General features: G+C 51.7%; 25 protein-coding genes and 1 pseudogene. 10 read left to right on the top strand and 16 right to left on the bottom strand.

The features are described 5' to 3' along the window. Nucleotides 1–44: 44 nt before the first annotated feature. The 6 genes from H7F11_RS15665 to H7F11_RS15690 form a co-directional block, all read right to left on the bottom strand. Nucleotides 45–263, bottom strand: a complete 219-nt coding sequence (locus H7F11_RS15665) for a hypothetical protein (protein ID WP_075323871.1) — start codon at nucleotides 261–263, stop codon at nucleotides 45–47. Between the two features lie 870 nt (nucleotides 264–1,133). Continuing rightward, a complete protein-coding gene (locus tag H7F11_RS17345) occupies nucleotides 1,134–2,243 on the bottom strand; it encodes a replication protein (protein ID WP_075323792.1) in 1,110 nt (369 codons plus the stop codon). Nucleotides 2,244–2,263: 20 nt separating this feature from the next. Further along, nucleotides 2,264–2,500, bottom strand: a complete 237-nt coding sequence (locus tag H7F11_RS15675; RefSeq protein ID WP_075323791.1) for a hypothetical protein — start codon at nucleotides 2,498–2,500, stop codon at nucleotides 2,264–2,266. After that, the gene (locus tag H7F11_RS15680) at nucleotides 2,493–3,146 is read right to left on the bottom strand and encodes a ParA family protein (RefSeq protein WP_075323790.1); all 654 of its coding nucleotides are present in this window, start codon (nucleotides 3,144–3,146) and stop codon (nucleotides 2,493–2,495) included. The genes H7F11_RS15675 and H7F11_RS15680 overlap by 8 nt, the downstream gene beginning before the upstream one ends. 133 nt (nucleotides 3,147–3,279) lie before the next feature. Next, on the bottom strand, nucleotides 3,280–3,420 hold the full coding sequence (locus H7F11_RS15685; RefSeq protein ID WP_077218486.1) for an AAA family ATPase: 141 nt from the start codon (nucleotides 3,418–3,420) through the stop codon (nucleotides 3,280–3,282). Nucleotides 3,421–3,741: 321 nt separating this feature from the next. Beyond that, complete coding sequence (locus tag H7F11_RS15690; protein WP_075323789.1) at nucleotides 3,742–5,763, bottom strand: DEAD/DEAH box helicase; 2,022 nt, start codon at nucleotides 5,761–5,763, stop codon at nucleotides 3,742–3,744. Between the two features lie 106 nt (nucleotides 5,764–5,869). Here H7F11_RS15690 and H7F11_RS15695 point away from each other — a divergent pair, with 106 nt between their 5' ends. The 5 genes from H7F11_RS15695 to H7F11_RS15715 all read left to right on the top strand — a co-directional run bounded on the left by H7F11_RS15695 (nucleotide 5,870) and on the right by H7F11_RS15715 (nucleotide 11,060). Then, entirely contained in the window at nucleotides 5,870–6,007 is a 138-nt protein-coding gene (locus H7F11_RS15695; RefSeq protein WP_157999018.1) for a hypothetical protein, read from the top strand. Between the two features lie 419 nt (nucleotides 6,008–6,426). Beyond that, entirely contained in the window at nucleotides 6,427–7,902 is a 1,476-nt protein-coding gene (locus tag H7F11_RS15700) for a nuclease-related domain-containing protein (RefSeq protein ID WP_077218485.1), read from the top strand. Nucleotides 7,903–8,404: 502 nt separating this feature from the next. Continuing rightward, entirely contained in the window at nucleotides 8,405–8,944 is a 540-nt protein-coding gene (locus H7F11_RS15705; RefSeq protein WP_075323786.1) for a hypothetical protein, read from the top strand. Between the two features lie 524 nt (nucleotides 8,945–9,468). Further along, nucleotides 9,469–9,798, top strand: a complete 330-nt coding sequence (locus H7F11_RS15710; protein ID WP_075323785.1) for a helix-turn-helix domain-containing protein — start codon at nucleotides 9,469–9,471, stop codon at nucleotides 9,796–9,798. Nucleotides 9,799–9,812: 14 nt separating this feature from the next. Further along, complete coding sequence (locus tag H7F11_RS15715; protein ID WP_077218484.1) at nucleotides 9,813–11,060, top strand: type II toxin-antitoxin system HipA family toxin; 1,248 nt, start codon at nucleotides 9,813–9,815, stop codon at nucleotides 11,058–11,060. 55 nt (nucleotides 11,061–11,115) lie between these two features. Here H7F11_RS15715 and H7F11_RS15720 read toward each other — a convergent pair whose 3' ends face one another. After that, the gene (locus tag H7F11_RS15720; RefSeq protein ID WP_075323784.1) at nucleotides 11,116–12,045 is read right to left on the bottom strand and encodes a tyrosine-type recombinase/integrase; all 930 of its coding nucleotides are present in this window, start codon (nucleotides 12,043–12,045) and stop codon (nucleotides 11,116–11,118) included. Between the two features lie 182 nt (nucleotides 12,046–12,227). Here H7F11_RS15720 and H7F11_RS15725 point away from each other — a divergent pair, with 182 nt between their 5' ends. Together H7F11_RS15725 and H7F11_RS15730 are read left to right on the top strand one after the other, a co-directional pair. Next, nucleotides 12,228–12,587, top strand: coding sequence for a hypothetical protein (locus tag H7F11_RS15725; RefSeq protein WP_075323783.1), 360 nt, complete (start codon nucleotides 12,228–12,230; stop codon nucleotides 12,585–12,587). Continuing rightward, a complete protein-coding gene (locus H7F11_RS15730) occupies nucleotides 12,571–12,876 on the top strand; it encodes a hypothetical protein (RefSeq protein ID WP_075323782.1) in 306 nt (101 codons plus the stop codon). Before H7F11_RS15725 ends, H7F11_RS15730 begins: the two co-directional genes overlap by 17 nt. A gap of 66 nt (nucleotides 12,877–12,942) precedes the next feature. Here H7F11_RS15730 and H7F11_RS15735 read toward each other — a convergent pair whose 3' ends face one another. After that, a complete protein-coding gene (locus H7F11_RS15735; RefSeq protein WP_075323781.1) occupies nucleotides 12,943–13,962 on the bottom strand; it encodes a nucleotidyl transferase AbiEii/AbiGii toxin family protein in 1,020 nt (339 codons plus the stop codon). Beyond that, the gene (locus H7F11_RS15740) at nucleotides 13,925–14,365 is read right to left on the bottom strand and encodes a hypothetical protein (RefSeq protein WP_075323780.1); all 441 of its coding nucleotides are present in this window, start codon (nucleotides 14,363–14,365) and stop codon (nucleotides 13,925–13,927) included. The genes H7F11_RS15735 and H7F11_RS15740 overlap by 38 nt, the downstream gene beginning before the upstream one ends. A 507-nt stretch (nucleotides 14,366–14,872) precedes the next feature. Here H7F11_RS15740 and H7F11_RS15745 point away from each other — a divergent pair. Beyond that, on the top strand, nucleotides 14,873–15,349 hold the full coding sequence (locus H7F11_RS15745; RefSeq protein WP_278278530.1) for an ATP-binding protein: 477 nt from the start codon (nucleotides 14,873–14,875) through the stop codon (nucleotides 15,347–15,349). 138 nt (nucleotides 15,350–15,487) lie between these two features. Here H7F11_RS15745 and H7F11_RS15750 read toward each other — a convergent pair whose 3' ends face one another. From H7F11_RS15750 to H7F11_RS15765, 4 genes are all read right to left on the bottom strand, one after another. Next, the gene (locus H7F11_RS15750; RefSeq protein ID WP_215891439.1) at nucleotides 15,488–16,168 is read right to left on the bottom strand and encodes a 4Fe-4S dicluster domain-containing protein; all 681 of its coding nucleotides are present in this window, start codon (nucleotides 16,166–16,168) and stop codon (nucleotides 15,488–15,490) included. Nucleotides 16,169–16,294: 126 nt separating this feature from the next. Further along, complete coding sequence (locus H7F11_RS15755; RefSeq protein ID WP_010637286.1) at nucleotides 16,295–17,206, bottom strand: CoB--CoM heterodisulfide reductase iron-sulfur subunit B family protein; 912 nt, start codon at nucleotides 17,204–17,206, stop codon at nucleotides 16,295–16,297. After that, nucleotides 17,199–17,918 carry a 4Fe-4S dicluster domain-containing protein gene (locus H7F11_RS15760; protein ID WP_075323209.1) on the bottom strand — a complete coding sequence of 240 codons (720 nt, stop codon included), beginning with the start codon at nucleotides 17,916–17,918 and terminating at the stop codon, nucleotides 17,199–17,201. The genes H7F11_RS15755 and H7F11_RS15760 overlap by 8 nt, the downstream gene beginning before the upstream one ends. Nucleotides 17,919–18,017: 99 nt before the next feature. Then, a complete protein-coding gene (locus tag H7F11_RS15765; protein ID WP_193651281.1) occupies nucleotides 18,018–19,361 on the bottom strand; it encodes a heterodisulfide reductase-related iron-sulfur binding cluster in 1,344 nt (447 codons plus the stop codon). 378 nt (nucleotides 19,362–19,739) lie between these two features. Here H7F11_RS15765 and H7F11_RS15770 point away from each other — a divergent pair. Beyond that, nucleotides 19,740–20,092, top strand: a pseudogene (locus tag H7F11_RS15770) (IS110 family transposase); the annotation flags it as partial. Between the two features lie 108 nt (nucleotides 20,093–20,200). Here the strand turns inward: H7F11_RS15770 and H7F11_RS15775 are convergent. Beyond that, nucleotides 20,201–21,646 carry an NAD-dependent succinate-semialdehyde dehydrogenase gene (locus tag H7F11_RS15775; protein ID WP_075323982.1) on the bottom strand — a complete coding sequence of 482 codons (1,446 nt, stop codon included), beginning with the start codon at nucleotides 21,644–21,646 and terminating at the stop codon, nucleotides 20,201–20,203. Between the two features lie 347 nt (nucleotides 21,647–21,993). Between H7F11_RS15775 and H7F11_RS15780 the strand changes: the two genes are divergently transcribed. Further along, entirely contained in the window at nucleotides 21,994–22,152 is a 159-nt protein-coding gene (locus H7F11_RS15780; protein ID WP_169829331.1) for a hypothetical protein, read from the top strand. 167 nt (nucleotides 22,153–22,319) lie between these two features. Here the strand turns inward: H7F11_RS15780 and H7F11_RS15785 are convergent, their stop codons facing one another. Further along, nucleotides 22,320–23,627 (bottom strand): NAD(P)/FAD-dependent oxidoreductase, encoded by a 1,308-nt coding sequence (locus tag H7F11_RS15785; RefSeq protein ID WP_075323983.1) that lies wholly within the window; start codon nucleotides 23,625–23,627, stop codon nucleotides 22,320–22,322. Between the two features lie 443 nt (nucleotides 23,628–24,070). Then, nucleotides 24,071–24,574 (bottom strand): transposase (locus H7F11_RS15790; protein ID WP_193658246.1); only part of this gene is annotated, 504 nt, incomplete at its 5' end.

Raw genomic sequence — 24,574 nt, forward strand, 5'->3', positions numbered from 1 at the left:
ATCCTGAGCCGCCAGAGGATGGCGGGCTTGCGGGGTCCGCGCGTTCATTCTGACAACAGCCGCGCCCGTTGCATCAGTTCCTGAATCAATCCGCGCAGGATGACGTTCTCACCGGGAAGGTTTCGTCCCTTGCGATAGGCAATAGCGATTTGTTCCAGTAAGGCGGTATCGGACAACTGGGTTTCATCACCTCCTCCCCCCCAGACCAACGCATAATCCCTTTCCCGCTTGTCTCTTTGTCGTTCAGCCGGGCTTTTGCCCATTTTTAAGAACCCCCAAAACGGTTACAGGAGCAGAGCATAAACCGTGACTGTAACAACCACAAGAGGAATCGCCCACCGATGAATTGACAACCGATCAAAAAGTCGACAAAGAATCCCGCTTTAGAGGCCCAGAAACCGCCCCAGAACCCACGTAAATCCTATTCCGGTACATTTCCATCACTCAACCACCAAAATCATGTCCTGAGCCAAATTCACCCTCTCTTTTGTAAAACCAGAGGGGGAGCCGCTGCTATTAGCAGTGGGGGACGCAGTCCCCGAAGGGGGTCGACCCGGCAAGCCGTAGGCGCGGACAGGGGGACCAGCAGGGTCCCCGCCGGGTTAGGTTTGTGCCCGGCGCCGTAGGCGGCAAGTGGGTGCTCATTAAAATAAGGGGGATGCCGGGAGGGACACGCAGGCGGACGCGAAGCGTCCAGAGGCGTGGGTTCGAGTCGGCGGGGGCGAAGCCCCCAAGAGACGGCGGCGAAGCTTGCGAAGCCAAGAATAATAAAAGGTTAATTAAAAGGATAAAAAGGATAAGGGCTGAAAAATGGCGGGCTTTTTACATAAAATTAGCGTGTTATGATTTCCACCCGTCACCTATTCCCCCTAACGAGGCATGAATTTAAGGCAAAAGTTCGATGGTTATCCACAGATTCGGAAGCATTTATTTGTCCTTTTGGCGACCCGTCACCTATTCCCCCTGCTTTTTTGAGGATCCGTCATCTATTCCCCCTGTCTTTTGGACGACCCGTCACCTATTCCCCCTGCTAAGCGATGCGAACAATGGGCTACAGAAGTCTCTTTTGGCGACCCGTCACCTATTCCCCCTGCCAAGCGTCACCTATTCCCCCCGCCAATCAACGCGACCCGTCACCTATTCCCCCTGCCAAGCGATATAGTGTCACGCTTTTTTTGCTGGTTGGGTGAGTTTGCTTGACGGCGATTAGCTGCCTTCTGTTCTGCCATAAATTCGTAGGTTGGCAGTAAACTATAAATCACGTCATCAAGTTTGCCGCGCTGGCCGCGCTTTTCGCTCTTGCTGATAGAACTTAAGGCTCCCAACTCCTTTAGTTCTTGCCACGCATCATCAACAGCCGCAACAGCTTGACGTTCGAGCCGGTACCCATTCAGCAGAGCGCTGTCCCGCTTCACCGTGCTGTAGTACACCTCGAATGGAGTCAACATGGCTGCCTGAGTATATTTCAAGACAAGCTGATTCAAGAGCCAGCGGGCAATTTGACTGCGGCATTTCATCATACGTTGATAGTTAAACTGGCGGTAAGTAACGCGATCAATGCTCTGAGTAACAAGGGGATGAAACTGCGCGGCGCACTTCAAATTCCGATCAGCGTCATAATCCTTTCGCCTAATCACCGTGAGCCGATCTAGATAGCTTGACCGCGTACAAATTTCGTCACCATCCGCGTTGAGCGCTACTATGTCAATGGTACTCAGGGAGAGGATGTCTAAGGCTTCAATAATCTCGTCATACCGCAAACTATGGCCTTGCCGCTCTAACTCGCTACGCAAAGCATGTAGGGAAAAAACGACTCCTGAGCGATAGTCGAGCCGGTCAAAAAAACCAGATTTCCGTTCAGCGGAAATCTTCCTCAGTGCGTGCTCGATTAATTCCTCCCGCGCGCTTGGATAGTAACTCTGTCGCTTACCGTTCTTACCAGTTACACGTGCGGGGTGGATTACCGCAGTAAATTTCCGTCCACGATACTGGAAAGGAAGTTCAAGTTCTTCGAGAAAACCATCTGCCGTTCGCATGCTGTTCATGCGTGCGCGGGATACAGAATAACGAGGAATATTATCCCAAAGGTCTACAGCATTTGATAGTAACTCCCTCTCATTTTCACCGTTCGCCAAGAATCCCTGAAACAAACTGAGTTGTTGGTTTGCGAAAGCTTCTGGCTGCACTGGCACAATAGTCTTTCGACTTCTAGACTTTTTAGCTGGCGTCGGCTTATCGATCATGTTCCTGCCCTTCCGGCATCTTACTTTTCTTCTTTCATGAATTCCTGAAATAATAAATTCAGCAATTCATTCAGTTTCAAGCCTCGGTCGAGGGCTGCTTGCTTAAAGGCACGCACAAACTCGGGAGGCATCCTGAATTGTAACGGAACAAGCTCTGAAGATGGGGTTACACCACGCTGGCAGCTGATGCTTTGGGAACGAATTTTTGCTGGTATTAAATCGGCACCAGTTAGACCAATAGTCGCAGTCTTAGCCATTAGCATTTCTCCTTGCTGATTTACTTTTTTCATTAAAACATGAAATAATGATAAGCCACAAGGCGTGTATTTCATCTGCTGCTGGACCTTTTGGGGCAATTTCCTGCGCTGTACGCCCACCGGTCATTGCAACAGCATAGGCCACCCGGTCCACAATAAATTTTTCAGCAACACGGCCGTGCTGCGAGAGAGCGGCTACAGCTTGTGCAGTGATTGTCGCTTGAGATTTCGCCTGATTGATAATAAATAAGAATGGCTTATTCGCTTGCTTAACAATCTCTACGGTATCTGCCACGGCCCAAAGATCTGCAGGAGAAGCTCTGACGGGTATTAGAACAAGATCGGCAAGCTCAATAACAGTCTTGCTTTGTTCCGAGATGGTTGGCGGCGTATCAATGAAACAATATGCCGCATTCTGTGTAGCAAGGGTTTGCAAGCCCATTGGTAACCGTGCGAATGGAACCTCCAGCTTTCCAGGCGTCTCTGCCTCTCGGCGAGAATGCCACTGGCTCAATGTAGATTGCTTGTCTGTGTCAACTAGCCATACGTCTCCACCACCGGTTCGCTCAGCTTCGACAGAAAGATGCGCGGCAAGCGTTGTTTTGCCACTCCCACCCTTTTGTGACGTGACAGCAATTGTTTTCATTATTTAATCCTTTCATGATTGCATTTTTGCATTATTTCATGAAATAAGTGTGCGGGCAAATTCTTAAGCTCATGGGAAACCATATGAAAGGAACACCCGGCTTTCCATGCACCTCTACCCCTCAGCGAGAATGTCACTGGCTCAAAAGTTGTCTGTCTGTGTCAACTAGCCATACGTCTCCACCACCGGTTCGCTCAGCTTCGACAGAAAGATGCGCGGCAAGCGTTGTTTTGCTACTCCCACCCTTTTGTGACGTGACAGCAATTGTTTTCATTATTTAATCCTTTCATTATTGCATTTTTGCATTATTTCATGAAATAAATGTGTGGGCAGGTTAGTTTTAAGGTAGCTGCCTCTGAAGAGAGGCGTGCCCGCACTCGTGGAGAATAAGCCAGACACAATGCAACGGACGCCGCTGTATACAGTCAGAGATTAGATTCAATCTGTATGCTGGAGTAGGGGGGTAAGAAGTAGGTTGAAACGCTAGACCATTAAACCACGTGAAAAACCATCAATTGGGCAACCAGCATGATCAATCGAACACAACCTGGGTTCAATGATGTCGGACTTAATTTCATTAAAACAAGAAGATGCCTTAATCTAACCTACTATTTCGCGTAAGCATTTCCCCCAATACCCCCTCACTGACGGCCCGTTTGGCCTCCAGCAGGGCAGCGATGTCGCTATCGATGGTCTCCGCGATGAGGGGCAAATAAATCTCCACCCGCCGATTTTGCCCAATCCGGTAGGCGCGGTCCTCCGCTTGATCCTGCGCTGCCGGGGTCCAGGGCCGCGATACAAAAAACACGTAGGTGGCGGCCGTCAGGTTCAGCCCGACGCCAGCCGTATCAATGGTCGCGACCAACCAGCGTACGGATGGATCCTGCTGGAAGCGGTGCACGGCCCGATCCCGGGCCTTGTTGGTCAGCGCACCCGTCAGCGTGACGGAACTATCGCCCAATTGTTCAGCAAACCAGTGTACCGTTTCCCGGTACTGGCAAAAGATCAGCGCCTTGGCCGTTTCCTGGAGATTATCGAGCACATCCAGCACGACTTCGCGCTTGCCGCGCTCCAACAGGATACGCATCCGGCCAATTTTTTCGATGGCGCGCAGTTGCTCGTTATCGCGGATCTCCGCATAAGCGGCTACCCAATCGGGTTCAGGGTTTACGGATAGGGTCTGATGATATTTACCCGGCAGGGTCAGCACTTCATGCTTTTGCCGGCGGAGCATCCATTCCTGAATACGGGTACCCAATAGGGCGCGTTGTTCAGCCTCTCCGGCATACAGCGACCGAAAAGCCGACAGCGATAAAGCCCCCATGGGGTGCCCACCCAAACGCAGCAGGGTCCAAAGCTCTTCTTCCCGGTTCAGCATCGGGGTGGCGGTCAGCAGCCAGCGGCGGGGAATCCGTTGCGCCAGACGAAACGCTTCCTGCGTGCGGCGGGCGCCGGGTTCCTTGAGATAATGAGCTTCATCGAATATGGCGACGGTGTAATGGCCATCCAATGCCCGGAGCAACTCATAATTGACGATAACAAAGCGTACGGTCTCTGAGGCGGTTTCTGAATGATTCTCCGGAGGTTCGGTGACGCCGGCAGCGAGGGAAGGGGACTGGTCGATAGCCCTGGCTGCGGCCAGGGACTCCACCCGTGCAATGGCACAGTCGGGGATTCCTATGGCTTTTAGTTCGGCTTCCCAGTTGCGTTTGAGGCTCGCCGGACAGACGATCAACGCACGGCGGGGACTGTCCCCGTTGCTGGTGTCGGAAGGGGCCTCCAGCACCGCCAGGGCCGCCACCAGGGCCTGCCGGGTTTTGCCCAGGCCCATGTCATCGGCCAGAAGGGCGGTACTGCGAGCCAGCAGAAAGTGCAGGCCTTCCGCCTGATAGGGATAGAGTCCGTAGGCCTCGGACATGGACCGGATCTGATCGGCATCCACATCCAGCAAGGACAGTGGCGTGATCAGCGGCACCAGAACGGCGGGGCCTTCTGTCGGATAACCCGCAAAAGCGGCTGCGTCGCCGTGTTCCGGCTCGATGTCGCCTTCTTCCACGTGGATCAGCCCCGTGGGCTGCAACGTCCCGCTCTCAAGGAGCTCCCAGAGATCGTTGTGAATCGTCATGTAAGGGCGCGGGATCGCACCCAGACGTTCCAGGCGGTCCTGCAGTTTCTCCAGAGGAGAATCCACCACCCACCAGGGTTTATGCCAATGACCCCGCATGTTGCGCAGCAGCGTGACCAGGACGGGGTCGTAGGCAAAACGCACGGCCTGGCGCCCATCAGTCAAAGGCTGTATCTGCACATCCAGCTGCGGGGCCACAAACGCACGGGGGTTCTGGGTCGCTTTTTCGAGGAAGGCCTCGGATCGGGGGAGCGGAAACCGGTCGGGATCCATTTCAGCGAGTTCCGCCATTATCTCCCGGGCGGCGCCCTGAGGGACGACCCAGGCGCGGGAAGGCTTGCGCCAGACCCCGCGATGCTCCTGAAAAATAGCCCGGATCACCGCAAGATGATCGGGATCGTACTGCAGAACAAAACCCACCCGTTGGCCATCATGCAAGATGAATTGCAGGAGGGGAGTTACCGGAGGCTTTTGCGAAGCAGCGGGGTTCATACGGAGAAAGATACCGCAAAAGGGTGGGTAATACCGCGAAAAGTACGGGTTGAACCGCCCCGGGTTCTATGGAGGCTCTACAACATGACAGAATGGAGCCAATACGATGACGACGAAGACTCACAACAAGATGAACAAATTTTCTGTAGAAGTGCGTGAACGGGCCGTGCGGTTGGTTCAGGATCACTGGGGAGAATACCCCTCATTGGCAGCAGGCGCTTTTCCAGGTTCTCATGCAGGCTGATCCGGCGCTTTCCGACCGGCATCAGCGCGACACCCGCACGTAGCTCGGCTACCGTGATCGCGGACAGGTAGAGCATGCCGACATGGTGGAAAGACGGCCCGCTTGCATTATTGACGCAGACGATCAATCGGGGGCTACCAGGATCGATTCGGGATGCCTTACCGGATTCCTTGCGTTTGCCAGGGCAATTGGGGGGGCAAATAAACCGTAACCGACCTGTAAGGTCAATAAGTGATTATATTTCCTATGAAAGCCTGTTTCAAATAAGATATTCTCAACAGGAATCACAAGGTTCCCCTATTTATTGCGAAACGTAGTAACTGGTTTCGTTGTTTAATTCATTGCGGGAAGGGTGTTTTTGCTCTAATAATCCTCGTGCTCCAGCCGCATATATGTTGGGATAGCTATGGTTACAGAAAATGCGTAAGACGTATCGTTTAATTAACTTCAATATATTTACAAGGATATGGGCAGCCCTTCTCGGCATTTATCTACTTCTGCATGGCCTAAGATTTTTCTCACACATAGGGCAAAGTGCGGATAATGTGCCAGCAGCAGGCATGTTGTGTCTGGCGGTGTTGAGTTTAGTCGGCGTTTTTCATTTTCGTAAGCATCACATGCAAGACCTGCAAGATCAGTTTTCATGGTCGGTCAACAGCTTCTGGTTTGTCTTGTGCTGGATAGGCCTGCTTATTGTTCTATCGGTTCTCGGGCCAATCATACAAATCTATTTCGTTCTGTCTGGTGTGTATGTTTCGGCAGAATGGGGCATGCAAAAATTTTTTCATCGAGAGCTGCCATTTATCAAACCTTGGAAGTCCAGCGCCCTGCGCGCAGTAGCCAGTGCACCGGCCACCTACATCTGGCCACGTCCGGAGGACGTTCCGGCTCGCTCGACGTTATCCATATCGGAACGGTTCGCTCAATGGCGAGTGCTGTCCGGCGTAAAACCTATACCCGAAGATACCATCAAGCTAGCGGGTGATGAAGGAGAACGGGCTGTGCTGAAAACCCTGCAGAGACACCGATCACTTAAAGGCTCTTATCTATACGTCAACAAACGCATTCCCAATATACAGCCGGGGCATCCTTTACTTCCCGGCAAACGCACCGAAATTGATCTGATATTGCTCACCCCACGTCATATCCACGTGATCGAAATCAAAAACTGGTCGGGTCGTCTAGAATCAGACGCAAAGAATCCTGACGTATGGATTCGGCAACGACGCTATGATCCGGGACCCAAGCCATGCGCTAACGTTGTAGCAACCAATGCTCTGAAAGTTCGCAGTCTGAAAAGTTATCTTTCTCAGCAGGGTATTCCAGTAACAGATGCACACCTACGTAATTATGTATTCTTTACCAATGCCAATCTCTCTCTTGCCGGGACGGTTGCCCGAATGCCAGAGATTGTGACCATGGATGCCGTCAGGCGATTTTCCGCAAAGGTCGGTATGCGAACACTCGACAAAATCATACTGCAGCTCGCTCGTGTGGTATTAGAGCGAGAACAGGCGGATCAGATAGGGCAGGGTTTATGTGAGACCTTTCCTGAGCCGCTGCATGCCGCTTTGGAAAAAACGCTAGACAATCTTCCGACCTGGGATCGACTAGTGCTTCATGGAGGACGAGAGGTGACGGGTGATTTCATTTGGGCGGATGCCTGGGGAGCCCGTTGTCTTCCGAAGTCTCTGCAGCGTGGGCATTACTATCGAATAGACTGGCAATACAATAAATACTGGGCGTTGTTATACACATTGGTCGGGCGGTCTTTAGGAAGCATTAATAACCGGATACAGGCCGACCCTCATGGTCAGGTGTATTTTCATGCTGCGGGGCAACCGAATCCAGAGACCTTCCCACTAGCGCAAGTTACTCGAATAGAAAAGGGATAACCGCTTGGAGGTAGGAACAGGTAGGCTGAAAGTCAATCTGTTTAACGCACGAAAAATAGATCATCTTTCCATTTCTAATAATAAATCTATGTGTTTATTTTGAGAAACTATTTTTTCTATCTCAAGTAATCATGGAGCCCATTCCATAATCAGCACTCCTCACTCCGTGCGTCTTAATATTTAATAAATACTAGCCGATCAGATATATAATTATGCAGCATATTTTATTAGTTATCAACGCTCTCGGAGATGTATTCCCACCATCCTTATCATACACACAGAAGACTAGGATAGATCAACTTGTTGTCAGCGTCTTGATAATGATGTAGTGATTTTCCATCCCGCTTCAAGATTAAGCATTCAGGCGCAGGAAATCTAATACCGTATTTGGCAAGACCTGTTGCATCAGTGTGCCATCTAGGTGATAGTACATTCTATCAACTTAACGTTCATGGTATATTACCCTAGTTCTCACCTCAGAGAAAAGCATGTCGAGGAAAAAATGGTAACAGACATAAGAAATAAGCCGCTATCCAATGTGCAGCTGGCAACTTCATTGTGGTGGAGAATGACATGGCGACAAACATTGTTCGCAGTTTTTTTAACTATCATTTTCTATCTTCTGGATGGGTATGACATATATTCTACCATATTAAACCCAAGTAATTTTTGGGGGGTATTGCTAGATTTCTTTGTAGATGCGCCACTTATTATTATATTTTTTTCTTTGTTCAGCATATTCATATTAAAAATTCAGGTATGGAAAAGAAAAATAAATATTGACGGAGAAAGTTATTATTTCTGCTTCTCTGGATCAAAGAAGAAAAGGTCACTTAAAACAATAGAAGCGATAATTGTCTTTATAGCCATATCTTGGATGGCCTGGTTAATAAACGGGCTTTTAATTTTCTTGTTTTGGTGGATACCAGGATTTATTATTGTTTCTTATCTGGTGGCGAAGTTTATTGCTATAGCCTGGTATATAGAATATCCTCTAGGAAAATTGAAACTATATTATTGTGTGGATAATCATGTGGCGTAATATCATTTTAGCATTTGAGAAGTCATTGCGAGACGGCATACGTAGTTGGGCATGGCCCATGGTAATTCTCGTCGCTGGAATAGAATTAGAGTTGGTTGCTCATCTGATAGCATGGATATCTCAATTAAGTTTGCCGCCAGGTATTGTGATATTTAATATTTATTAAGATGACTTTCAGCAGGAACCGTACGGTGTCGGGAATAGTCAGGCCATTCACTGCCACAAAGGAATATTCACTCTTCACAATTCTCCAATCCATGATTATCAAGTAACACACAACATACGATATTTGAAACATGCGGCGTATCGCCAAATAGATACGACACCGAAGCCGGGCCAGCAGCTTTTATCTGTCAGGACGTAGGATGCTAGATACAGGTTCTTCCACAGGGCCCCTACTCAACCCAAAAATAGCGATGCGGAGCATGGATAAGCGGCATCACCGTTTTTCATGAATTTGTCGTTAATCATCCATTTATGGTACTTTATGCGCAACATTATTCTATAGATGGATAATAAACAGGGTGAAGCCATTAGCCAAAAACGCCTTGCCGCCCAAGGTGCGCAAATCTCTCAAAAAACTGGGGGAGGATTTGCGTACCGCGCGCTTGCGCAGAAATATCACGGTGGCCCAACTCGCCGAGCGCGCAGGGGTATCCCCCGGAACCATATTGCGGCTGGAAAACGGAGATCCCGGGGTGGGCATGGGTACATTGACGCTGACCTTATGGCTTCTGGGGTTGAATGATCGCATGATGCAACTAGCGGATGAGACGAAAGATGGTATTGGTCTTGCCCTAGAGGCAGAGCAGCGGCGGAGACGGGCGAGAAAAATCGTCTTCAAGGCGCAGTAATCCAGGATGTTAGCGTGAAACACGAAGATGCAGTGCACGTTTTCATGGATGTTGCAGGAAATCCTCACCTGTTAGGTAGATTCTGGTGCCATTATCGGGGTGGCCATGAAAGCACATCGTTCGAATACGACAACGCATGGTTGACCAGTCAGATCGGGTTTCCCATCGATCCTGAGTTACCGCTACTCCCCGGCGTATATCATTCTCCGTCGCTTTTTGGTGTGTTCTCTGATGCCGCACCAGATCGATGGGGTCGGCTGTTGATGCGCAAAGGAGACCCGTCAAAACGACCGCTATTCACGTCAGATTATCTGTTGCGTGTGGATGACGGCTTACGCATGGGTGCTTTGCGGTTCCGTGTTGGCAATGGTCCTTTTTTGGCAGCCGAATCTCGGGTTCGCGTTCCGCCATTGACTGAGCTGCCGAGGCTGGTCGCTGCGGCGCAAAGGTTGGACGCAGGCAATAACGACCGGGAGATGGAGGATATCCGGTTGCTGTTGCGACCGGGAGCCTCGTTGGGCGGTGCCCATCCTAAAGCCGCCGTTATGGATAAAGAAGGATCCTTATGGATCGCCAAATTTCCCGGCGTTCACGCGGAAGACCGCTACCGTTCTCATTGGGAATACCTGTCCGTTCACTTGGCCAGACAAAGCGGTATTCACGTCCCCGATTATCGGCTGCTTCATTTGGCGGGCAATACGAGCGTTTTTTTAACGCGGCGATTCGATCGGGACGCCATTGGGCACCGCATACATTATGCGTCCGCCATGACCCTCCTCGGCGCACGCGATGGCGATACGCGATCTTATGAAGAAATAGCGGAATCGTTACGCGAACTGGCAGCTCCCGCAGAAGATGTGCGGGAGCTATGGCGCCGCATGGCTTTTTCAGTATTGGTCAGCAACGTAGACGACCACCTGCGGAATCATGGCGTGCTCTGGTCGCCAGCGGCAGGATTCCGCCTGTCTCCCGCTTTTGATATCAATCCTTCGCCGCCGTCTCACGACCGGACCACGCATGGCACCACCCTACGGGTCGACGGGACAACCACGATGGATTTCACGTCGATATGGGCGGCTGCTGGCGATTTTTTATGGAAAGAAGCCAACGCCCGCGCGGCGGTGCGACAGATCGCACAGGCGATTGCAAACTGGGCGGAAGAAGCGAAAAAAGCGGGCATTCCCAAAGCGGAGGTGGAGCGATGGAGAGGCGCATTTGCGCATGAAGACTTTGATGTAGCGATGGATATAGGCCTGGAATAGTAGCCACTGCAAGAGCTTGGTACCTGCCGCCGTAATCATCGGGTAAATACGCTCCTCACTCCAGCAAATGCAGATATCGGCTGGTCACCACGATACTACTATGCCCCATGTTGGCCTGTACCTGGCGCAAATCCATACCCTGTGCAAGCCACAGACTGGCGGCGGTGTGCCGCAACAGATGGGGTCCGACCTGCGGCTTATGAATCGCGGTGCGCTCAATGAGGCGCCGGATCACCAGGTACATAAAAGCAGCGCTTAAGGGCTTCCCCTGATCAGTCAGAAACAGGGTGTCCGCTGCAGACGGAAGCCGGTGCCTGGCGGTGAGCCAAAGTTCCATAGACTCGGCGGGCGGGGGAGGGAAGCGCACCAATCTTTCCTTGTTACCTTTACCGATGACGCGCAGGCGTCCGGAGAGATAACCGTTCAGGGCATCAAGCCTGAAGCTCGCCGCTTCATGGGCACGCAATCCTGTGGACAGTAAAAAATCGACCAGCGCCGCATCCCGATAGCCGGCAATGGTTTCAAACCGCTTGGCTTCGGTGCAGAGCTGGTCGATCTCCGCATGATCGAGGACGGGAGGCAGACGATGGGGTTTGGCACCACCGCGTCCCCCGCGACCGCCCTGGCCCCCCGTGAGGGCCCGTTCAGCGCGTTGCCGGACTTTTTCCTCACGGAGCACTCTGGCTGGATTAAAGGGAAAGTCCCGCGTTTTTTGCAGCCAGTCAAAAAACAGCATGAGGGCGGAGTATCGGACCATCTGTGTAGAAACCGGTGCGATGCCGTTTTTAGATTGAACAATCCAGTTTTTCACGAAAGACAAGGAAACCGCTTCTATCTGTTCTATGCCGCTTTCCTCGGCATGATGGAGGAACTGACGGGATTTCACCGTATATCCCTTGATGGAGGTCTGCGCGTAGGGAATCTCAAAAAATGGACTTTTCAGCCAGTTTTCAAAGTCTGCGACGAGAGAATCTATGGGTATCATCGGGTCTCCAAGAGTTTATTGTGACTGTAGATCGGATAATAGTATACATTATTCTATCTAAGAATGTCTCAATGCTACCAAGAACAGCGCAAAAAACAAAACGCTTATTCTATATATGTGCTTGCATTTACAAAAAACCGGCATAATATCGAATCATCGTATGATTGCCATGGATAACCGCTATGCAGATTGGAAGGCCAACCAGACGGGTTTGTGCAGATTTCTTCGATGATCCCGCAATCGAGCTGGATCTGCTGGAAGTTCAACTGGGGATAAATCGGGCTTACCGCAACAAAGGCGAGCGCGATACAGCTTTGATGGAACTGGCCGTGCTCTCCCTGAAAAAGCATGTTGCGGCGTATTCCGGGCTGAATGGGGACAAGTACCCCAGTTATGCAGATGTAGCAGCCTGGCTCGAATCGGACGGATACCTCTCGAAATTTACGGATTTTCTGTTGCACGACAAAAAACCCGCCCTGATCGCGCACGACCCATCGCAACCAGCAGAACCGGTGGACACGGAACATGGACACCCCGACTAAGGCTATTGCCCAACCCTGGGAGAGGGCGGTGCAGCACCTGTCTGCGATTCTGGAACGTCGGCAGGGGATCTGTGCCTGGGAACGCGCCACCGACGGTCGCTGGTATCTGATTCAGGTCGTGCCCACGCTGTTTCCCGATGAGGAGGTCATTGAAATACGTTGGGGCGGTCGCCAGCGGCCCCCCTCACGCATTTTGCGCCTCCCTCTGGAGAAGACCTGGGATACCGTGGCCTGGTCCCGGGATATTTGCCGACGCAGATACCAGCATGGGTATTATCCCGTCCCCTGAGAAAAACGTTAATATTAATAACCAGACATCCGTCCCTAACACAAAAGAAAAAACAAAAAATCTGTCCTACATTAAAATTTTTTGCGCTCCCGTGCTCATCTCCTGTCTAGGCACCCGCATCAGAAGCTTATCCGCAAAAGATTGGAAGCTCTCCACCACAGCATCAAAGGCAGGAATGTTTCCATAAATCATGATCTGGCAAAATCGCTCATACCGTGCGCGGATGTCTGCGTCTGCCAGATGGGTGATTTCATCTTGAAGCACCGCATACGGATGATCTTTGAATGCGGGGAACTGGTTGCCGTAGGTTTCCCGGTCTCGTTCAACAGTACCCGCAAATAAAGGAGCCACTACGCCGGAGAGATCACCCTTGGCCTGCAGAATGCAGTGGACATCATACAGGTGCCGTACGAGCCGATCATCGTAGTCACCACGACCACATCCAGCCCTGTCCGCTGCCGTGCGACGCAAATAACCCACTACCTTGTCGGACAAGGTATCTTCAATGCTGACAACCGGAACCATGGGTAGCAGAGCCTCTATCGGACTATTCAGCACGCGATCCAGAATCGTTCGTAAGGGCTTTAATTCGACGTTGGCTACAGGCTCAAAAGCGGTGATTTCCAGCTTAATCTGTGGTCGTAACGCATCTGAGCGCGCGAACACCGAGGCATATCCGAAATTGCCCATGATGTAAGCATTCCCGTTCCTGCTCTTGAGTTCCCCTTCCAGGGGGAATCCCGCTTGTTCCATGGCGTTGTGAATATCAATCTTTATGGCGGATAGAAATTTGCGACGCTGGTTCTGGCTGGTGACGTCCGGTGGCAACACAATCCGAAAATCGGCATCTTCGGACATGCGCTGGATGACCTGTTGTGCTTGGGAGAGGGAAGTGCCGCCACCAAAGATAATTTGTGCATCACGGGCCTTGCCAGCCGCGCAAATGGCACGAACGGCGTCAGCTACCAGAATGTCTTTCTCGATCATGTCCTTTGGAAGCAGGACGAGGTGTTCCTCAACAATGCTGGAAACCATTTCTGCCGTTTTTTCACCGAGACATCGGTACCCATTTTCCACGACGTTCATAGTTCACCATTCTTTTGCCAGAATAAATTTTTCGAACGATACGGCTACCCCCGATTTCATAAGCCAGCCAGACAGGGATTTGCGTACTTCGATCATCGTTGTATGCCCGTAAGGCACTATTAGGGCCATAAGAAACGCCAAGCTTCCGCAGCACCTCCCTACTAAATTGATCTACAGGAACCGCCGGAATCACGGCGCCGGTAAGCGTACCTACTTTCCCACGCACGAGTACCCCATATCCCCCACGTACCAACATACCCTCAGCGACCAGTGCTCTGATGGCCTTATCCACGCCAGAGCGGGATTTAGATAGCGCGTTAAACTCTGAACGAATAAAGGCATTTTCATCTGGGCGAGCAGACAGATAATCCAGAATTCGCTGTTTAACCTTTGAGGTTTTCATGAAGCGCTCTCCATACCTAATGGACACATTTTTGCATTGTTGAGCTATCATGTAAAATCAGGAGGATAGACTTCTATCCATACCAATGCAGTCTCTTTTGCTGTATCAATCCAGATGCATCTTTGCAATGTGATTACTTTTCATGAAGGCAGCACTTTTATAGGTTCTAGGCTTGTCTGGGGTGTTGGCCATACTGCCAGCCTGCTCCCGGTATATGTTCGGGCAAATGGTCACTCAATATGTCTACCCACAAAACCCCGCTCGTTTTTTGCATTGTTTCGACCGATTTGTTGTACCCAGACTTTGGGCTTACATCGTGTCTGTGCGGTTTTGATTTGACCACGGCGCGCGGGGTTATGTTTTTGTAGTTACCCCCGCGATGCCGAACAATCTGGTCAGGCTACACCGTTGCATGGATCCTTTTTTGTGACAGGCCGCGCTTATCCGCGTAAGCGGCCAATGGCTATTTGAACCGCCCCGGATTCGGTGGAGGGTATTTACTAGCCCATCAAGCGGCCCTGTGGCACCGGCAAGAGCCATCTCGCCCAGGCGCTGGGGCATTGTGCCATCCGCCAGGGGGTGGACGTGCTCTTTATCACCCAAGGTGATCTGGTGGGCTCCCTGCATGCAGCGCGGGCCACCGGTGGCTTTGACCGGCGCTTCCGCCAACTCGCCAAAGTGACGCTACTGATCATCGACGACTTCGGCCTCAAACCCATGCGCCCGCCCCATGACGAGGATTTCCACGACCTCATCGCCGAACGCTATGAGCGCGTCTCCACCATGCTGACCAGCAATCTCGTCTTCGCCGAATGGGGAGACGTCTTCCCGGCCAACCGCATGCTCGGAGTGGCCACCCTGGATCGGCTGCGCCACGGCGCCTATCGACTGATCCTGGAAGGCGATAGTTTTCGCGCCCCACAACCGCTCCCGGAATCCCCAAAAAACACCATTGCGAAAGGAGTCAAAAACACCCATTCTTAACACCGTTCGAGACCCCATTTCAGGCACTTTGAAATGGCGCCATTACGCCGCACATCGGTGGCGCCATATTGCCGGTCAGTGACAGGGTTTGATCGTGCCCGCGATGCGGGCATTGAAAACCATAATCTCCTTAATCCGTCAGCTTTCCTGGCTTTCGAGCCAATCTTCATAATCTTCCCGTTTTTCATCAATGAAATCCTCAATCACATCAAAGAGGTTTTCATCCATGGTTTCCAGAGACTTCAGCACACCCGTCATTTCCCAGATGGTGTACATTTCTACGGAAGTTTTCAGGGAAACCTCCCAGGCCGTTTCTACCGTTTGCAGCGTGCGAACCGGGATTGCTTTGCGTAGAATCCGCAAATCTCCTTCAACCTTCTGAATATTGGGGCCCCAGTCCGGGAAATGATCGGGCTGGATCATGTCAGGAGAAAGCTGGTTACCCGTGGTAATCAGTTTGAGCATTACGCGACCAAAGGGGCGCAACACATCTTTGGCCGATTGCATACCATGGCGAATGGAGACTTCGCGCATGATCATGACCAGTCCACCGGGAGAATTCTTGAAAGGACAACGTGCTGCACAGGTCATGCACTGAGCACAGGCCCAGATTTTTTCCTGCATGGCGTCATAAATCTGTTCCACGTTTTCGGTCCAGAGCAACTGGACAATTTCACGGGGACTATAATCGTAGAACTGCGCCGACGGGCAGGTAGCCGTACAAATGCCACAATTCAAACAGCCATTGAGTTCGTGGTCATAACGAAAATCCGCACGGATTTCGTCAAACATCTCTTTCATTTCAGCGTAAGTCGCCATCTACTTGCTCCTCGCTTATGCTCAATACATTGAGCCTGTTCAACCACCAGTGCAGAACACTGGTTCAGTCTTCCTGTCGACTCAGCAGGCAAAAAGCGCCCCATTACGGGGCGCTTCCCAACCTTGTTATACGATACCTTTGGCCGCAAGCAGGTCCATGGAATCGCTGACGTTGTCGGGAATGCCGACCTTGCGCGCAGACAGGCCCATAGCCAACCCTAACAACTGGGTGAAGTAAATGACCTTGACGTTGGATTTGATACCGAATTCCGTCTCCGCACGGACCTGGTGCATTTCCAGCCCGGAGTGACAGGTCGGACATTCCGTCGCAATAACTTCAGCACCGGCATCTTCGGCTGCCTGGAGGATGTTCAACACCAACTGCGTGGAGGTATCCGAATCAGAAAGCGTATGCGCACCACCACAGCAAGCGGTTTTCAAGGGAAAGTCTACGGCTACGGCACCCGCTGCATTGAGCAGGTCGTCCATAAAATGCGGGGCATAGCTGGATTCAGAGCCGGGACCCTGATCTTTTTCCGGAAAAATCTGCCGGGGACGGGTGTACATACAGCCATAATAATTGGCTATTTTCAGACCGTTCAGACTTTTCTTGACCTTGCTCTTGATGCCATCAGGACCGACTTCTTCCATGAACCATTCCAGAGCATGCAACGTCCGTACATCACCGTCGTATACCGGATCGCCGGATTTGTCGGCCAGATCCTGAACCGTCTTCATGGTCTCTTCGGAAGTGGCACATTCATATTCCGTCTGCTTCAGATTGCGGTAACAACCGTTGCAAGGGGCCATCACCGTATCACAACCCTGCAATTTGCTGGCAATGGCCAGATTGCGTGCGGACATGTAGGTCTGCAGCATGGGGTGGATATTCTTCACCTCCATGGCGCCGCAACAGTTGTAGTCTTCGAGGTTTTCCATCTGCAGGCCAAGTTCCTTGACCAGAACGCGCGTGGACTTGTCGTAGGGGCCGCCGGAACCTTCCAGCGCACAACCCGGATAATATGCAACCTTAGCCATGATGAGCGGCCTCCTTCTGTGCTTTCACGTATTCTGCGAGTACTTCTCCGGTCTTGCCCCAGGACTTGGTTTTCGGACGGAAAACAAAATTCAAGCCCATTTTCGCCAACTGCCCCAAAGGCAAACCCTTGGACAGCCGCTTTCCGAATTCAATTATCCAGTCCTGAACCAGAGGCTGATTGGAACGCTTGTAAAAACCCATCATGACTTCGGTATCTTCAATGCGACCAAACTCAATACACTGATGGGTGAATTCTTCGTCAAAGTGGGTGGAAAGGGTCTTGGGGGTCAGCCCATTATCTTCCATCCAGTGTGCGGTGGCTTTCATGACGCCTTCAGGACGCACGTCCTTGGGGCAAATGTTGGTGCACTTGTTACAGGACACGCACTGCCAGATGATGTCTTTATCTTTCATCAACTCGGCCTTCAGGCCCAGACGAATCAGATAAATCCAGTAACGGGGATTGAAGTCCACGTTCTGGGCGTACATGGTGCAGGAGTTGGTGCAGGAACCGCACTGCCAACAACGATGTACATTCTCGCCACCGCTGTAGCTCTGAATGATTTTTTCGAAATTTTCATCATAGTCGGTGAGTGTACGAGGAGTAATCATCGTGTTCCAGGACCCTGAAACATCCACTCCGTCCACTACCAGATGGTCGTGCTGTAAAATCCGATCTGGATCGATCAGTGTTTTTTCATGAATAGCCATAGCTGCTCCTAAACCCTAATTCATCACGCCAAAGTCTAAATGCACAAAGCAATCTGCTATTGCCCGTACATCCTGTGAATACCGATGAGCGAGAATTTTTTAAGCGCCCGCTTTCATGTTGATATGTTGGTTAGTGGCGAGTTCGGGGTTGTAGAGGTATTCCACATTTCCCTGCTCGACCTGTTTGAGGTATTCCTGGAAGTCGGCTTTGGCCTTGTCCCAGCTGATGCCCATTTTTTCCACCAGATCTTCACAGGGTGAAGCATGCCACTGGAGCTGGACGATCTTGAAGGGATCAGCGCCACAGGCCAGGGCGGCCAGCTGCACGTCTGCAATGATCGGGATGCTGTAGTTCATGTCATGGGCCTTGCCGATCCACTGGTTCTTGTCCATGGTGGTGATACAGCCGGTGTCGATGCCAATCATGACGTCGGCGTTGGCTTCTTCCCGGGCGACCTTGATCTTGCGATTCATGGTGAAGCTGCGGGTGAATTCGCGCTCGGAGATGATGTGCCGGAAGCCAAAGCCACAGCAGTCATACCAAGTGGAGTAGTCGATGACCTGGGCTCCCAGCGCCTGCGCGACCGAGGTGCCAACGGCCGTGCGGTTGCCACCGAGAATGCTGTTGTCGTAAATGGCGTCTTCCGCCACCATCTTGTAGTAGTGACAGGCCGCATGGGTGGTCACCCGGATGTTGCTCATGTCGATGGTCTGCAGTTCGCTGGCAATGCGGTTGCGCATGACATGCAACCATTCACTGTAGTGCACGACTTCTTCGGGAATGACAATCTTGCCATCGACCAGACGACCGAGCTTGCCGAGGATCTTCTTGACCTTTTCGCGCAGTTCGGCAGATTCAATCAAATACTTGCGGATTTCCTTGTAGTTGCCGAAGGAGGTGCCGCAGTGGACCAGCGGGAAGAAGTGGCCGTTTTCATAGCCGTGCTGCTTGCCGGAGACATAGGCCTGATGGAAGTTGCGCAGGAAGACGGCGGCGAGGGATTCAACATTGCCGATGCCAGAGCCGTGGTAGTTCCAGGCGGTGCAGGAGGTCTGGTCAGTTTCGTCCAGATAATCCGTGCCAAAGTGGTTCATGAACCAGAGCAGGCTGGTGGGATAGCCGGGAATGTTGCCACACTGACCGCAGCTCTTGTGATGCCACAGATTGTTGGTCGGAACGCGCTTATTCCAACCATACAGAGTATTCACATTTACGGGCTTATGTTCATCGGTAATGCGGTGAACAATGATTTCACCTTCTTTTTCCAGTGCCCACATGTGCTCGCGAATGTCGTCCATACGCTCGCCCAGGTCCATGGTGCGACGGTCTACATGACTGCGTACCCATGCTGTGGCCGTTTCTGCTTCGTTGGCCGATAAGTTCGTGTCCTGGAAAAAAGCCCCGTGCCCCGCTACTCCTTGCTGCGTGCTGTTGTCGCTCATCGCTGCACTCCTTGGCCGGATGGCCAGCTATTGCGAATAAACATTAACATCTGTTTATATACTTGATCATTGTGCTCCACAATATTTTCTTTGCCAAGGCAACACCTTGTTCAATATGAAAGGAGCGTAGTAATCGACTTATAGCAAAGTAGGAGTGGGGCGTGCACAAAGCGGAGGAGACAATGCTTCATCATGCGCCCGCACATGAGCGTGGTCCTGGGTGACGTATCGGCATTGATAAACCCAGTGGATGGTATATAACCACCGAACGGGTATTCCGTTTGAGAGAGTGGGCAAGGCGACGTACCCGAAGCAGTGCCCCATTCCAACTTCCGAGTTATGGAGTATGTGATGGCCCAACGTAATCCCAAAATCAACATTAAACCAGGCAAATCCCGGGAGGTCGAAGATCATGCATCCAACGCAGCGGGTATAGACATAGGCAGTGCCTCCCACTATGTCGCGGTGCCTGCGGATCGTGATGACGAGCCGGTACGGGAGTTTGCCAGTTTCACGGAAGATCTGGAGGCCTTGGCCGATTGGCTCAAGACTGCGATGTGGACACCGTCGCGATGGAATCAACGGGCGTGTACTGGATACCGCTCTTCGAACTGCTGGAATCACGCGGATTCACCGTGCTGTCGGTCAACGCATGTCATGTCAAGAACGTCTCCGGTCGCAAATCCAACGTGCTGAATTACCAGTGGCTCCAGCAGCGCATGAGTTACGGACAGTGAGTTAAGCTGATTTAATATATAGACACATCGCTGCTCTACCTCACGGAGCATTAAGCGCCGACTTATCCAGCGTGTACAAGGCTTGGGCACGCTTCCAAAGCATTATATGGAAGGAGATGGTTCTTCCGGTAACCGAAGAGACACATAACGCAGCTGCAAATATTCCTCCAGTCCCCATTTACCGCCCTCGGTACCCAGTCCGGAGAGCTTACTACCGCCGAAAGGCGCTTGTGGGGTAGCGGGAGCCCCGTCATTGATACCGACAATGCCGCATTGCAGCGCCTCCGCGATGCGGTATGCACGGCCCAGATCTCGGGTCCATAGATAAGCAGCCAAGCCATAGGGGGTGTCATTGGCGCGGGCAACTGCTTCTGCTTCACTACGAAATTCCTGTATGGGCATCAGGGGGCTGAAGCTCTCTTCGTGGAATATGCGGCTCTGCGGATCGAGGTCGGCGAGGAGGGTAGGGGAGCAGCACAAGCCTTGTGTATCCCCTCCGCAGAGGAGCCTGGCACCCCGGTCCAGAGCGTCCTGCAATTGCGCTTTAAACTTCTGGACAGCGGCTTCGGAAACCAGCGGTCCGATGTCCGTGTCCTCGGCAAAAGGGTCTCCGACCTTGAGGTGACTTATCGCTTCCAGGTAGCGCGCCGTAAACGCCGGCAGGATCGCATCCTCCACATACAAGCGGTTGGCGGCAACACAGGACTGACCGGCATAGCGAAATTTGGCTTGGATGGTCATGGCCACTGCTGCGTCGATGTCCGCATCGGCAAAAACAAGCACCGGAGCATGTCCACCCAACTCCAGCGAAAGCCGTTTGATGGTCGACGATCCCTGCGCATAAAGTTTCTGCCCCACGGAAGTGGAGCCCGTAAAACTCAACTTGGCTATACGTGGGTCCGCCATCATCCGTTCCGCCAGAGGCGCAGGATCAGAGCTAGGAAGTACCTGTAGAGTGCCAGCCGGCCCCTCCGCCTCAGCCCAGAGTTCGGCAAGTCTTAATGCGCAGGTTGGCGTTTGCTCATCGGGTTTGAGGATGACCGTACAGCCCGCTGCCAAAGCCGGCGCTATTTTACGAACGACCATAGAGACCGGACTGTTCCACGGCGTAATGGCGAATACCGGGCCAACCGGCACTTTCCAGATCTGTAAGCGCTTGTCCGGAAATTGGGAGGGGAGGCTTTCGCCGGTGATGCGTTTGCATTCTTCGCCATACCAGCGCGCCAGGGTGACTGCGGTGTGGATTTCAGAACGACTCTGACGGATCGGCTTGCCCATTTCCCAAGTGATGCGTTGTGCCAGATTTTCCGCCTGATCCTGAATGCGCTCTGCCCATCGGCGCAGAATATCCGAGCGTTGGTAAGCAGTCGTTCGGCTCCAAGTGCTAAAAGCACGGGTCGTAGCCTGGAGAGCCTGTTCAGCCTCGGGCAACCCACAATCGGAAACTTCAATAACCGCTTGCTGATTGCTTGGGCTTCGTACGACGAACTGTTTTTCGATATTCGTCCAGCAACCATCCATGAATGCGGACGTTGGGGCAGAATCCATAAACTCCTCCTGGGGGATAAGTGTGCACGGGGCGTAGTGCTGAAAAATCTTTATAGAGAAGGCGGATTGCCGACAAATGGCTCGTGCCTGAACAGACCTTGCGGACATTCAAAATCAAGGGCCTCATGCTGACGCACCTTGTTGCTGCGGAAGGTTCTGTGAATCACGGGAGTTCTCTATGGACGGTGGGCTGGATTATATCAAGGTCCAGGATTCGATGCCGCCCGAAAACGGGATTCAGAGCAAAACCTGACACCATTTTATTATATTATGATTTTATGGTATTTACATTGCCATAATATTTTTGTATGTTGGATATTCCTGATTTACTAATGGAGGTAATCATCATGGATGCTGAAATGGAAATGGAATTTGAAATGGTGGCCTTAGTCTATGCCTTGGAAGAAGACGGATACTGCTTTGCCGACGTGTCCGATGAAGCCATTCGTCACGCTTTTTGGAACAATCAGGATCTGAGAGATCTGGCGGTTGTCCGTGCAGCCTGAAATACCCACACTTCCACCCCGAAACCAGCCCTTTTAAAGGCTGGTTTCACGCGTCTGCCAACCGGCAACAAGCCAAAACGCGCGCAGTGAACCATGGATGGAGGTTTCCAGACGTCACCCTCTCCAATCTCCCGCTTCCGCCCTCACCAATGCGCAGCAAGGACCGATCAGGAAACCTTGCGATCTGCCTTCTTTTCCTTCTCAAGACGCGTAATACCCATCATCTGAAACATGTATTTTTCATAAAAGGGCTCTGAAACCCCACTTTTCATTTTGTGGAGGAAATACTTCTCAAACGCCACCTTGGCCAGGTGTACCCAGCGACCAGAGGCAAACATATCCACTCTGCGAGGACGTAATTGGGGCAGGGCCACAAACGCGGCACCGTAGGTACCCATATCCGCAAAACAGACCGCATTCCAGGTGCCCCGTGTTTGCTCACCTTTGCGACCTTCAATGTCCGCCTGAATATTGTGAACGGCAGCGGTCACCATGGATTCAATCATGTAGCCTGTTTTGGGGGCACCCGTCGGGATCGGTGTTTTTTCCACGGGTGGAATCGCAATGGCAATGCCCGCAGCAAAAATATGGGGATATTTCAGACTACGTTGGTGCTCATCGACCAGAACAAAGCCGCTCTCATTGCAGAGACCTTCCACTTGAGCAACCGCTGGAACCCCCTTAAAGGCGGGAATCATCATACCAAACTTGACCGGCAGGGTGAACGTCTTGAGCGTTGCTCCCTCCTCATTGACTTGAGTGATAAACATTTTTCCATCTTTCACCTCGTCGACTCTACAGTTGATATAGACATCAACGCCTTCAGCCTCCAGGCCTCTGCTGAGAATTCCGGTGGAGTCCCCGACCCCCTGAATACCCAGATGACCGATATAAGGTTCACTGGTCACAAAACTAAAAGACGGAATTTTATCCCGCAGGCCGCGTTTCTTGAGGTCTGCAGCGACAATCATGGCATACTCATACGCCGGACCCATGCAACTGGCCCCGGCCATCACGCCCATCACAATAGGCCCAGGATCCGCCAGTAATGCCTGATAGCTCTGATAAGCCTTTTCGGCATGATCCACGGTGCAAATAGACTGAATAGGTCCTTCATGGGGATGGGAACCCGGCACATTCTCAAAGGCCATCCACGGTCCCGTGGTAATGATCAGATAGTCGTAAGACACCTTGCTGCCATCCGCCAAAATAATTTCCTGCTGTTGCGCCTCAATCTTTTCAGCGGTCTGTGCAATAAAACGAATGCCCTTACGCTCGACATGAGGCCGGATCGGGAAAGTGATCTTTTCGCGGGTTCGCCATCCCACCCCTACCCAGGGATTAGAAGGCACAAACTGAAAATAATCGTCTGCGCTGATAAGCGTCACCTGATGCTCAGCACTCAGCGCTTCTCGCATTTCATAAACTGCGGGCATTCCACCGGTCCCCGCGCCCAAAATGACTACATGTGCCATGGATTAACCCCTCGTCATTGCATGAAACGCACTGAACCCGTAAGAAGGCGAGGATCAGTGAGCGACTAACCACATTAGTATATAAGCATACTCTAGTAATTCTATAAAATAGTCTAATTATGTCTTTTTATGATCTTCCCGGAAAACTTCTATGCCTGCAAACCCGTTGCAGCACGTGGCAGGACAGCCAACCCATGGCATTTGTTAGTCACTTCCGCATCACGAATTGCCACGCTGTGCCCTGACAATTTATCTTTAACCGATGGATATACTCAAAGCATTATACAAAAATTGACATTTTTGAGCGTGGACCATCTGGGCGCCGATTCCTGCTTGTCCGCAATCAGGTGCAAGTCTTATTTGACCGTTTATTTATGGTTCATACGCCTGGAAAATCTTATTAAATTAAGATAGATATATAACTTTTAGGGTTCCTCGTCATTTCAAGTGGGTAGCCTGAGATCCAGCTTGCCCAGGATCAGGTAGGCCATGTTGATAAAGTTCTTGTGCGTGCGGTAACCCCGAGCCTTGGCCTTGGCGGATTGAATGAGGCTGTTGAAACCTTCCAGAATTCCATTGGTGATCTGGCTCTCGAACCATCGGAGCACGCCATCCCAGTGATTCATGATGGTGTAGGCGACCCTGACGATAGGCGGCAGATCGCTGGTTCTGGCGTTTTCCAACCAGGCTTTCAAGAGGGTAGCCCCCTGGTGGCGATTCTTGATCGTGAAGATGTCCTGAAAGGTCAGGCGGAACTGGTAGGCCTGCGCCGTCTTGAGGTTCTGGTCTTTGAGCAATTCCTGCAGCTTTTCTTTCTGCTTCATTTTGAGGTTGCAATCGTTCTTGAGCCAAAGCCAGCGGGTCTTTTTGAGATTTGGCTGGGTGAGGACTTCCCCCTTGCGCACGTCGTCTACGGCCTCGTTGACGACGTGCGCAAGGGGGAAGTC

Origin of the sequence: Acidithiobacillus sp. HP-2 (assembly GCF_015100155.1) — a bacterium.
In the GTDB taxonomy this organism is placed as follows: Bacteria; Pseudomonadota; Gammaproteobacteria; order Acidithiobacillales; family Acidithiobacillaceae; genus Acidithiobacillus.

Bases quoted from the DNA above. Each gene is read 5' to 3' on its own strand.
- H7F11_RS15700 (WP_077218485.1), top strand. From the start codon at position 6,427: ATGCGTAAGACGTATCGTTTAATTAACTTCAATATATTTACAAGGATA.
- H7F11_RS17345 (WP_075323792.1), bottom strand. From the start codon at position 2,243: ATGATCGATAAGCCGACGCCAGCTAAAAAGTCTAGAAGTCGAAAGACT.
- H7F11_RS15775 (WP_075323982.1), bottom strand. From the start codon at position 21,646: ATGGATTCTGCCCCAACGTCCGCATTCATGGATGGTTGCTGGACGAAT.
- H7F11_RS15665 (WP_075323871.1), bottom strand. From the start codon at position 263: ATGGGCAAAAGCCCGGCTGAACGACAAAGAGACAAGCGGGAAAGGGAT.
- H7F11_RS15690 (WP_075323789.1), bottom strand. From the start codon at position 5,763: ATGAACCCCGCTGCTTCGCAAAAGCCTCCGGTAACTCCCCTCCTGCAA.
- H7F11_RS15685 (WP_077218486.1), bottom strand. From the start codon at position 3,420: ATGAAAACAATTGCTGTCACGTCACAAAAGGGTGGGAGTAGCAAAACA.
- H7F11_RS15755 (WP_010637286.1), bottom strand. From the start codon at position 17,206: ATGGCTAAGGTTGCATATTATCCGGGTTGTGCGCTGGAAGGTTCCGGC.
- H7F11_RS15765 (WP_193651281.1), bottom strand. From the start codon at position 19,361: ATGAGCGACAACAGCACGCAGCAAGGAGTAGCGGGGCACGGGGCTTTT.
- H7F11_RS15695 (WP_157999018.1), top strand. From the start codon at position 5,870: ATGACGACGAAGACTCACAACAAGATGAACAAATTTTCTGTAGAAGTG.
- H7F11_RS15740 (WP_075323780.1), bottom strand. From the start codon at position 14,365: ATGAAAACCTCAAAGGTTAAACAGCGAATTCTGGATTATCTGTCTGCT.
- H7F11_RS15675 (WP_075323791.1), bottom strand. From the start codon at position 2,500: ATGGCTAAGACTGCGACTATTGGTCTAACTGGTGCCGATTTAATACCA.
- H7F11_RS15735 (WP_075323781.1), bottom strand. From the start codon at position 13,962: ATGAACGTCGTGGAAAATGGGTACCGATGTCTCGGTGAAAAAACGGCA.
- H7F11_RS15785 (WP_075323983.1), bottom strand. From the start codon at position 23,627: ATGGCACATGTAGTCATTTTGGGCGCGGGGACCGGTGGAATGCCCGCA.
- H7F11_RS15730 (WP_075323782.1), top strand. From the start codon at position 12,571: ATGGACACCCCGACTAAGGCTATTGCCCAACCCTGGGAGAGGGCGGTG.
- H7F11_RS15750 (WP_215891439.1), bottom strand. From the start codon at position 16,168: ATGGCGACTTACGCTGAAATGAAAGAGATGTTTGACGAAATCCGTGCG.
- H7F11_RS15780 (WP_169829331.1), top strand. From the start codon at position 21,994: ATGGATGCTGAAATGGAAATGGAATTTGAAATGGTGGCCTTAGTCTAT.
- H7F11_RS15760 (WP_075323209.1), bottom strand. From the start codon at position 17,918: ATGGCTATTCATGAAAAAACACTGATCGATCCAGATCGGATTTTACAG.
- H7F11_RS15680 (WP_075323790.1), bottom strand. From the start codon at position 3,146: ATGAAAACAATTGCTGTCACGTCACAAAAGGGTGGGAGTGGCAAAACA.
- H7F11_RS15705 (WP_075323786.1), top strand. From the start codon at position 8,405: ATGGTAACAGACATAAGAAATAAGCCGCTATCCAATGTGCAGCTGGCA.
- H7F11_RS15720 (WP_075323784.1), bottom strand. From the start codon at position 12,045: ATGATACCCATAGATTCTCTCGTCGCAGACTTTGAAAACTGGCTGAAA.
- H7F11_RS15725 (WP_075323783.1), top strand. From the start codon at position 12,228: ATGCAGATTGGAAGGCCAACCAGACGGGTTTGTGCAGATTTCTTCGAT.